Here is an 8,973-nt window from a genome sequence, read left to right as displayed (position 1 = left end):
CTCTGGAAGCGTGACGACCAACGGTCGTCACCTACCGGGATGAGGACATCCTCACCCGGCCGCGAACGCCTGTCGTAGCCCGTGCAGGCTGTCATGGCGGCACTGCGCCGCGCAGGCGTCGCCCATCTTGAACTCCTGCAGCCGCATGCCCACCAGAGTCAGTGACAGGGCATAGCGTGTTCCGGGACCGTGCCGGGCCAACGTGGCGGCCTGCCGGGCCAGCGCATCGACATGGGCCCGGTCGGGCAGCAGCCCCAGGTAGGCGCGCTCGGCCGTGGCAAGGTCCGGCGCCTGCAGTACGGCGTCCAGCTCGTTGGCCGCGATCGGCGCAGGGGCGAGGGCAGCGGCCGGGGCAGCGGGGTGATCCATGGCACAGTGGCTCGATGATGAAGCAGTGTGCCCATGCTCGGCGAGCAACATTGTCGGAACATTGCCGGCGCGGCCGCGGCCGTATCATGAAGCGTCCCCGGTCCGTATCCATTCCCGCATGCGCATCCTGCTGGTCGAAGATGATCCTGAACTGTCCCGCGCGCTGCAGGCCGGCCTCGAGCGCCAAGGCGTGGTCGCCGATGTCGTCGTCAGTCTCGCCAGTGCCGCGCAGGCCCTGCGTGAGCCGGTGCATCAGCTCCTGCTGCTCGACCGCCAGCTGCCCGATGGCGATGGGCTGGGCTTCGTGCCGCAGGCCCGCAGGTTGCGGCCCGGCCTGCCTGTGATTCTGCTCACTGCGCAGGGCGGGCTGCAGGACAAAGTGCAGGGGCTCGACGTGGGGGCCGACGACTACCTGGTCAAGCCGGTGGCGATCGAGGAGCTGATGGCGCGGATCCGTGCAGTCGCCCGGCGGCCCAGCGAGCTCGTTGCGCCGGAGCTGCAGCTGGGCAACCTGCGTTTTGACTTCCAGTCACTGCAGGCGTGGGTGCAGGGCCAGCTGCTCGCACTGCCGCGGCGTCAGCTGCTGGTGCTGGAAGCACTGGCCACACGCCAAGGGCGCACGGTGACCCGCTCCGCGTTGGAAGAGGCGGTCTACGGGTTTGACGACGAGATCCAGTCCAACGCGCTGGACGCGCACATTTCCAAGCTGCGCAAGGCACTGCTGCACGCCGGCGCGGGTGTCGAAATACACGTCATCCGTGGCGTCGGTTATCTGCTGGCGGAGCGCTGAGATGCGGACACACCTGGGGTCGTTGTCGCAGCACCTGGCCTGGCGCGTCTGTCTGGCGCAGGCGTTTACCGTGATGATCGCGGTGCTCGCCCTGCTGTTGACCTGGGACGACCGTGAGACCGTGCACATGGACATGTTCGTGGCCAACAAGGTCGTCGATGCGGTCAAGGGGCCGCACGGCAGCCTGGTGCTGGACCCGGCGCGCTGGCAGCAGCTGAACGAGAAAGCCGGTGGCACGCTGTGGTTCGTCGCCGAGGACGAGCGCGGTCACCGGCTCACCCGTGGTCAGATCCCGGCCGTGCATCGCGAACTGATCTCGCGCCTGCAGACCGTCGGCTACAGCGAGCTGGGTTCGTTGTCACCGCCGTATCTGGATGCGGCCCGGGTCGTGATCGACAACGATGGCGGGCGACGTGTGGTGATCGTCGGCGGCCGTCCCAAGAGTGGCCTGTGGGATGGCGTGCTGATGGTCCTGCGGTTGATCGGCCCCTGGTTCTTCCTGCCGCTGATCGTGGTGACCCTGCTGGTGATGCCGGCGGTGATCCATCGCTCCATGCGCGGTGTACGTCGATTGGCACAGCAGGCGCGGCAGCTGGATATCGGACAACCGGGCGCGCGCCTGGACACCCAGCTGGTCTCCAGCGAGGTCGTGCCACTGGTGAGCGCGTTCAATGATGCGATCGGCAAGGTGCAGGAGGGCTACGCCGTACGTGACAAGTTTCTCGCCGATGCCGCGCATGAGCTGCGCGTGCCGATCGCGGTAGTGCAGGCACGCCTGGCGCAGCTGCCGCAGGGTCAGCTCAAGACCCAGCTGCTGAGCGACGTGGCACGGCTGGGCAATGTCGCCGAGAACCTGCTGGACCTGCAGCGCCTGGACCGTAACGTAGACCGCCTGCAGCCCCTGGACCTGGCGGTGCTGGTCCGCGAGGCCGCTGCGGAACTGGCGCCGCTGGTCATCGGTGCCGGCTACGGTTTCGAGGTCGATGCCCCGGCGCAGCCGGTCTGGATCCTCGGTGATGGACTCGCGCTGGGGCGGGTGTTGGCCAATCTGGTCCACAACGCCATCGTGCACGGTGGCGGGCGGGGCACCATCAGCCTGCGGCTCGACGGCCATGGCGCACTGGAGGTGGCCGACCAGGGCGCCGGGGTGCCACCGGACGAACGCGAGGTGATCTTCCAGCCGTTCCATCGCCTGCGTGCGGCGGGTAATGGCAGTGGGCTGGGCCTGCATCTGGTCAAGGAAATCGTGCAGCACCATGGCGGCGTTGTGAGCGTGGGTGAAGCGCGCGGCGGAGGGGCAAGCTTCCGCATCAGCTTCAGGCGGCCCGTGCCACGGCATTGAACGGGCGCGCCACGCAGCCGGTACCGCAGCGTGGCGTACTGGCAGCGCCCTGACCGAAAGCCGAGGGTTCTACCGATGGCAGGCCGCGCGCCTGCGCGTGCACGCTCGTTGGCATGCAGCCTGCGCAGCACCGTACGCCCGCGCCCGGCCACGCGGCTGCGCAGCCGTGGCCGCCGGTCCCTGTTCCTCCGATACCTGCGCGGCTGGGCCGGGGCAGTGCGCTGGCCCTCACTGCCGGTGCGACTGCCTGTGCGCAGGCCCCGGCGTTGCTGCCCGCACCAGCGGCGTGGGCCGGCGTGCTGCTTGGTGCGGTGCTGTGGTGGCCGAACTGGCGCGGGCGCTGGCTGGGCATGCTGTTGATCGGCGTTTGCTGGGCCAGCCTGCACGGTCATTGGTCGCTGCAGGCGCAGCTGGCGGCCGGCGCGCCGCCGTGGGACGGCGTGCTTGCCGGCCGTATCGTCGACCTGCCCGAGCACCGTGCGGCCTTCACCCGCTTCCTGCTGCAGGTCGACGACGCACCGGGCGTGCCAGCGGCGTTGTGCAACAAGCGGGTACAGGTGTACTGGAGCGAGGTCGCAGGGCATGGCCATCTCGACAGGGCGCCGCCGGGGGGCACGTCGCGTCGCGGCCAGGTGCGGGCGGGGGCGCGCTGGCAGCTGGCACTGCGGCTGCGTCCGCCACGTGGGACGAGCAACCCGGGCGGGTTCGATGCGGAGCGGCACGCGCTGCTGCTCGGCATCGCCGCCACCGCAACGGTGCGCGAGCCGGCGCTGGCCCGCGAGATGGATGCGCCACGCGGCGTGGCCGCCTGGCGCGAGGCCATGGCCGCCCGGATCACCCGCGCGCTGCCCGGGGAGCGGGCACGCTTCATCCGGGCCTTGGCGCTGGGTGACACGCGCGCGCTGGGTGACCAGGACTGGTACGCGCTGCGCGCGCTGGGCCTGACCCATCTGATCGCGATTTCCGGTTTCCACGTCGGCATGGTGGGGGTGGCCGTTGGGGCGCTGATGTCACTGCTGTGGCGTTGCCACCGGGTTCTGCCGCAGCTGGTGCCGCGCCCGATCGCGGCTGCGCTGGGCGGCGCGCTGGGGGCGGCCGGCTATGCGCTGGTGGCGGGCCTGTCCCTGCCCACCGTGCGGACCGCGTTGATGATCGTCGTGGTCGCGACCGCCTGCGCCGGCCGCCGGCGTCCGGGCTGGGGCCAGGCGCTGGCGCTGGCCGCACTGGCGAGTCTGATGGTGGCCCCGCTGTCGGTGCTGTCGGCCGGATTCTGGCTCAGTTTCGGCGGGGTGCTGTGCCTGCTCTGGTGTCTGCCGGGGGGCGTCGGCAGCAACGGGCTGATCGGCATGCTGCATGGGTTCGTGCGCGCCCAGGTCGTGGCCAGCCTGGCGCTGCTGCCGCTGGTGATCGCGCTGTTCGGCCAGGCCTCGCGGCTGGGTCCGCTGGTCAATCTGCTGGCGGTGCCCTGCTGGAGTCTGCTGGTCGTGCCGCCGGCGTTGCTGGGCACCGCACTGGAGGCGGTGCATCCCGGGCTGGGTGGCTGGGCCTGGCAGCTGGCCGCAGCGGTGTTCGACGCCAGCTGGCGCTGGCTGCAACCGCTGTCCGGCAGTGAGGCAGCGATCTGGTGGCTGCCTGAGGCTCCGCGCTGGGCCGTGCCGTTGTCGCTGCTCGGCATTTTCTGGTTTCTGCTGCCGCGCCCGCATGGCGGCCTTCTCGCGGCAGCATTGCTGTCTGCGCCGTTGCTGTGGCCTGCCGCAAGGCGGCCCGCGCAGGGCGCGGTGGAGGTGCTGGTGTTCGATGTGGGGCAGGGCACAGCGGTGCTCGTGCGCACCGCCCATCACAGCCTGTTGTATGACACCGGGCCGCCGGGCAGTACCGAGCGCGCGGTGCTGCCGGCCCTGCATGCACTCGGCGAGGGTCCGCCGAACCGGGTGATGCTCAGCCACACCGACACCGACCATGCAGGGGGGCTTGCGGCATTGCGCCTGGCGATGCCGGGGCTGGCAGTGCAGGCGCCGGCTGGAGCGCGCATCCCCGATGCGGGCGTATGCCAGCGCGGACAGCACTGGCGGTGGGATGCGGTGGTGTTCGAGGTGTTGCATCCGCCGCCCAGCGCTGCCGGTCATGGCAACGAGGCCAGCTGCGTGCTGCGCATCGTCAGCCCGCATGGCACCGTGCTGCTGCCCGGCGACGTCGGCCAGCGCGCAGAGGCGGCGCTGCTGCAGGCCGATGCCGGGGCGTTGGCCGCGCAGGTGGTGCTGGTGCCGCATCACGGAAGTGGCGGGTCGTCCAGCGCGGCCTGGGTGGCAGCCGTGTCGCCACGGCTGGCGCTGGTCTCGGCCGGACACCGCAATCGCTTTGGACACCCGCGTGCGCCGGTGGTCCAGCGCTGGCGTGATGCCGGTGCTGAAGTGCTTGGCACCGCAGGCTCCGGCGCGCTGCGGGTGTGGCTGGACGGGCAGGGGCTGTACGTGCGTGAGCAGCGCGTGCATGCAGCGCACTGGTGGGATGCCGCTGAGCGGAGCCGGGCGGCTGCTATCCTATCGGCGGACAAACAGGCGGCCGCTGGGCCGGAGGGTTGAAACGTGTGGGAACTGGTCAAGGCCGGTGGCTGGCCGATGGTGCCGCTGCTGCTGTTGGGTGTCCTGGCTTTGGCGATCGTCCTGGAGCGTTTCTGGTCCCTGCGTCGTAACGAGGTCCTGCCGCCCGGACTGGGCCAGGAAGTGCGCAACTGGGCCGCGCGCGGCAAGCTCGACCCTGCCCACCTGGCAACGCTGCGCGCCAATTCGCCGTTGGGCGCGCTGCTGGCCACCGCGCTGGAGGCCCGCAACCGGCCGCGCGAGCAGATCCGCGAGCGCATTGAAGACGCCGGGCGCCACCTCGTGCACCGCATGGAGCGCTTCCTCAACACGCTGGGCACGATCGCCTCGGCCGGTCCGCTGCTGGGCCTGCTGGGTACCGTGGTGGGCATGATCCAGATGTTCCTGGGCATCCTCGACCACGGCGTAGGTGACGTGAACCAGCTGGCCGGCGGCATCGGCAAGGCTCTGGTATGCACCGCCACCGGCATGATCGTGGCCATTCCGGCGCTGATGTTCCATCGCTTCTTCAAGGGTCGCATCAACGGCTATGTGATCGAGATGGAGCAGGAAGCGACCGCGCTGCTGGATGCGCTGGATGGCCGCCCTGCCGTGATGGCGGCTGCACCGGGGCGCAAGTCCGGCGCATCGGCGGCCCCGGCTCCGGCCAGGGGCTGAGCGGCGATGCGCATTCGCAACGACCGTGCCGGCGACGAGCCGCATATCGACCTGGTGCCGCTGATCGATGTCATCCTGGTGCTGATCATCTTCTTCGTGGTCACCACTACCTTCGACGCGCGCTCGACCCTGCAGGTGCAGCTCCCGCAGGCCAGCGCGCAGCAGGACAACGAGCCGCCGCGCGCACTGAGCATCCTGATCAACGCCGACGGACGCTACTTCGTCAACGAGCAGGAAGTCCTGCGCGGCGACATCGAGTCGGTCAAGCAGACCATCGCCGCCGTCGCCGGTGCCGACCGCACGCAGAGCGTGCTGCTGCGCGCTGATGCACGTACTCCCTACCAGGCTGTGGTCACCGCGCAGGATGCGCTGGGCCAGCTTGGGTTCCGCCGTATCGCCATTGCCACTGCTCCCGAGGTGCGCCCTTGAGTACTCCCCACGCGCCTGTCTGGCCGATCTACAAACGACTGCTGGGTTATACCCGGGATTACTGGGTCTTCATGGTGGCCGCGGTCTGCGCGATGGTGGTCGAGGCTCTGGCCGGCTACCACTTCACCAAGCTGATGGAGCCGCTGGTCAACGAGGGCTTCGTCGATCCGCAGCCGCGTGCGGCGGTGGTGCTGCCGCTGACCATCCTGGGCCTGTTCGTGATGCGCAGCGTGGCCACCTTCGTCAGCGACTACACGCTGGCGCGGACCGGCCGCAGCGTGGTGCGCGACCTGCGTGAGCAGGTGCTGAGCAAATACCTGCACCTGCCTTCGTCGCACTTCGACACCGAATCGACCCCGGTCATGGTCAGTCGCCTGAATTTCGACACCGAGCAGGTCACCCAGGCCAGCGCCGATGCGCTCAAAACGCTGGTCGCCGACACCCTGACCATCATCGCCATGCTGGTGGTGATGCTGCAGATGAGCGTCAAGGTCACCTTGGCGATGCTGGTGGTGGTGCCGATGATCGGGCTGATCGTCTCCTACGTGGGCAAGCGCTATAGGCGCATCAGCCGCGGCATCCAGGACGGCATGGGCAGCATGGCGGCTACCGCCGAGCAGTCGCTGGCCGCGCAGCAGGAGGTCAAGGTGCACGGCACCCAGGCCCACGAGATCTCGCGCTACGCACGGTTGGCCAACCGCATGCTGGGCCTGAACATGAAAGTGGAGACCACGCGCGCGCTGGCCTCCAGCACCGTGCAGTTCCTGGCTGCGCTGGCGCTGGCGGTGATCGTCTGGGTCGCCACGCGCGAGGCGCTGGTCGGCAAGCTCAACGCGGGCCAGTTCATGGGCCTGATGACCTCGATGATGGCCATCATTCCTTCACTGCGACGCCTGACCAGCGTGCAGACCTCGATCTCACGCGGCGTGGCTGCGGCCGAGCGGCTGTTCTCGATCCTGGACATGCCGGTCGAGCGTGACCACGGCCAGCAAACGATCGCCCGCGCACGCGGTGAGCTGGTGTTCGACCATGTCACGCTGCGCTACCGCGCAGACAGTGGCAGCGCGCTGGAAGACATCAGCTTCAGTGCCCGCCCGGGCACGGTCACCGCCATCGTGGGGCGCTCCGGCAGTGGCAAGACCAGCCTGATCCGGCTGGTGCCACGGTTCTACGAGCCCAATGGCGGTCAGATCACCCTCGACGGTGTGCCGCTGGACGCGTATCCGCTGGCCGACCTGCGCCGCCAGGTGGCGATGGTCGGTCAGAAGGTCATGCTGTTTGATGACAGCATCGGCGCCAACATCGCCTACGGCATGGACGCGACCGACGAGCAGATCCGCGCGGCGGCCGAGGCGGCCAATGCGTGGGAGTTCATCGAGCGGCTGCCGCAGCAGCTGCAGACGCCGGTCGGTGAGAACGGTGCGCTGCTCTCCGGCGGCCAGCGACAGCGTCTGGCCATCGCCCGCGCGATCCTGCGCGACGCGCCGGTGCTGATCCTGGACGAGGCGACGGCGGCGCTGGACAACGAATCCGAGCGCCTGGTGCAGGACGCCCTGCAGCGGCTGATGCCGGACCGCACGACCCTGGTGATCGCCCACCGCCTGTCCACCATCGAGCATGCCGACCAGGTGCTGGTGATGGACCAGGGGCGCATCGTCGAGCGCGGCACGCACCGCGACCTGCTGGCGATGGGTGGCCTGTACGAGCACCTGTACAACATGCAGTTCCGCGAAAGGCAGTCCTGATGGCCGGCAAGGGCAACCAGACCCCGTCGTACTGGTACGACGGATCGCCGGCGCCGCTGCCGATGCGCCTGCTCAGTCCGTTGTACGGGCTGGTCAGCGGCCTGCGCCGGCGGCTGTACCAGCGCGGCTGGCGCAAGCGCCACAGCCTGCCGGTGCCGGTCATCGTGGTCGGCAACATCACCGCCGGGGGCACTGGCAAGACCCCGCTGACCATCGCGCTGGTGCAGCGCCTGCGCGAGGCCGGCTGGAAACCCGGCGTCGCCAGTCGCGGCTATGGCCGCGAGCAGGCCAGCCAACCGCGTTGGGTGCAGGCCGACACCGCCACCGCACTGGGCGGCGACGAGCCGGTGCTGATCGCCTGGAAGACCGGCGTTCCGGTGCGGGTGGACGCCGACCGCGTGGCCGCTGGCCGCGCACTGGTCGAGGCGGGGTGCGATGTGATCGTCTGCGATGACGGTCTTCAGCACTACCGTCTTGCCCGTGACATCGAGATCGAGGTGATCGACGCCCAGCGTCGCTATGGCAACGGCCTGCTGCTGCCGGCCGGGCCGCTGCGCGAGCCGGTGACACGTGCGGCAGCCTGTGACTTCCGCGTGGTCAACCTCGGCACGGCCAGCCAGGAAGCGGCTGCGGACAACTGTGGTTTTGGGCAATGGGCCATGACCCTGCAGATCAACACCGCCCAGCCGCTGCCGGGCGGACGCAGCCGCAGCCTGCAGCAGTTTGCCGGCCAGCGCGTGCATGCCGTGGCCGGCATCGCCCATCCGCAGCGCTTCTTCCAGATGCTGCGCAGCCGCGGCATCGGCGTGGTGCCGCATGCCTTCGCCGACCACCATGCCTACCAGCGGCAGGACCTGCAGTTCGGCAGTGAGCTGCCGGTGCTGATGACCGAAAAGGATGCGGTCAAATGCCGCGGCTTTGCCACCGACTGGCATTACGCCGTGCCGCTGCAGGCCGATCTGCCGGCCGCGTTCTGGGTGGCCCTGACCGACCGGCTGGAAAAACTGCGTGCTGGCTGAGCCTGCACTGTCCTGACCCATC

Annotated in this window: 8 protein-coding genes; 7 read left to right on the top strand and 1 reads right to left on the bottom strand. The window is 69.6% G+C overall.

The features are described 5' to 3' along the window. Positions 1-51: 51 nt before the first annotated feature. Positions 52-369 (bottom strand): hypothetical protein, encoded by a 318-nt coding sequence (locus tag RZA67_RS10505; protein WP_317212694.1) that lies wholly within the window; start codon positions 367-369, stop codon positions 52-54. Positions 370-487: 118 nt separating this feature from the next. On the opposite strand from RZA67_RS10505, the gene RZA67_RS10500 reads away from it, so the two are divergent. The 7 genes from RZA67_RS10500 (at position 488) to lpxK (ending at position 8,951) form a co-directional block, all read left to right on the top strand. Next, positions 488-1,159, top strand: coding sequence for a response regulator transcription factor (locus tag RZA67_RS10500; protein ID WP_317212693.1), 672 nt, complete (start codon positions 488-490; stop codon positions 1,157-1,159). A 1-nt stretch (position 1,160) separates the two neighbouring features. Then, positions 1,161-2,501, top strand: a complete 1,341-nt coding sequence (locus RZA67_RS10495; RefSeq protein ID WP_317212692.1) for a HAMP domain-containing sensor histidine kinase — start codon at positions 1,161-1,163, stop codon at positions 2,499-2,501. A 113-nt stretch (positions 2,502-2,614) separates the two neighbouring features. Beyond that, a complete protein-coding gene (locus tag RZA67_RS10490; protein ID WP_317212691.1) occupies positions 2,615-5,083 on the top strand; it encodes a DNA internalization-related competence protein ComEC/Rec2 in 2,469 nt (822 codons plus the stop codon). Between the two features lie 3 nt (positions 5,084-5,086). Then, on the top strand, positions 5,087-5,758 hold the full coding sequence (locus RZA67_RS10485; protein ID WP_317212690.1) for a MotA/TolQ/ExbB proton channel family protein: 672 nt from the start codon (positions 5,087-5,089) through the stop codon (positions 5,756-5,758). 6 nt (positions 5,759-5,764) lie between these two features. Beyond that, complete coding sequence (locus RZA67_RS10480; RefSeq protein WP_317212689.1) at positions 5,765-6,187, top strand: biopolymer transporter ExbD; 423 nt, start codon at positions 5,765-5,767, stop codon at positions 6,185-6,187. Further along, positions 6,184-7,932, top strand: coding sequence for a lipid A export permease/ATP-binding protein MsbA (gene msbA / locus RZA67_RS10475; protein WP_317212688.1), 1,749 nt, complete (start codon positions 6,184-6,186; stop codon positions 7,930-7,932). Before RZA67_RS10480 ends, msbA begins: the two co-directional genes overlap by 4 nt. Beyond that, the gene (gene lpxK / locus RZA67_RS10470) at positions 7,932-8,951 is read left to right on the top strand and encodes a tetraacyldisaccharide 4'-kinase (RefSeq protein WP_317212687.1); all 1,020 of its coding nucleotides are present in this window, start codon (positions 7,932-7,934) and stop codon (positions 8,949-8,951) included. Before msbA ends, lpxK begins: the two co-directional genes overlap by 1 nt. Positions 8,952-8,973 lie beyond the last annotated feature (22 nt).

It is taken from the genome of Stenotrophomonas sp. C3(2023), from assembly GCF_032911385.1.
In the GTDB taxonomy this organism is placed as follows: domain Bacteria; phylum Pseudomonadota; class Gammaproteobacteria; order Xanthomonadales; family Xanthomonadaceae; genus Stenotrophomonas.
Note: the sequence above shows the minus strand (reverse complement) of the source record. Positions and strands in the feature narration are given on the sequence as shown.

Coding starts and splice junctions, on each gene's coding strand:
- RZA67_RS10495 (WP_317212692.1), top strand. CDS start 1,161: ATGCGGACACACCTGGGGTCGTTGTCGCAGCACCTGGCCTGGCGCGTC.
- lpxK (WP_317212687.1), top strand. CDS start 7,932: ATGGCCGGCAAGGGCAACCAGACCCCGTCGTACTGGTACGACGGATCG.
- RZA67_RS10480 (WP_317212689.1), top strand. CDS start 5,765: ATGCGCATTCGCAACGACCGTGCCGGCGACGAGCCGCATATCGACCTG.
- RZA67_RS10500 (WP_317212693.1), top strand. CDS start 488: ATGCGCATCCTGCTGGTCGAAGATGATCCTGAACTGTCCCGCGCGCTG.
- RZA67_RS10490 (WP_317212691.1), top strand. CDS start 2,615: ATGCAGCCTGCGCAGCACCGTACGCCCGCGCCCGGCCACGCGGCTGCG.
- RZA67_RS10505 (WP_317212694.1), bottom strand. CDS start 369: ATGGATCACCCCGCTGCCCCGGCCGCTGCCCTCGCCCCTGCGCCGATC.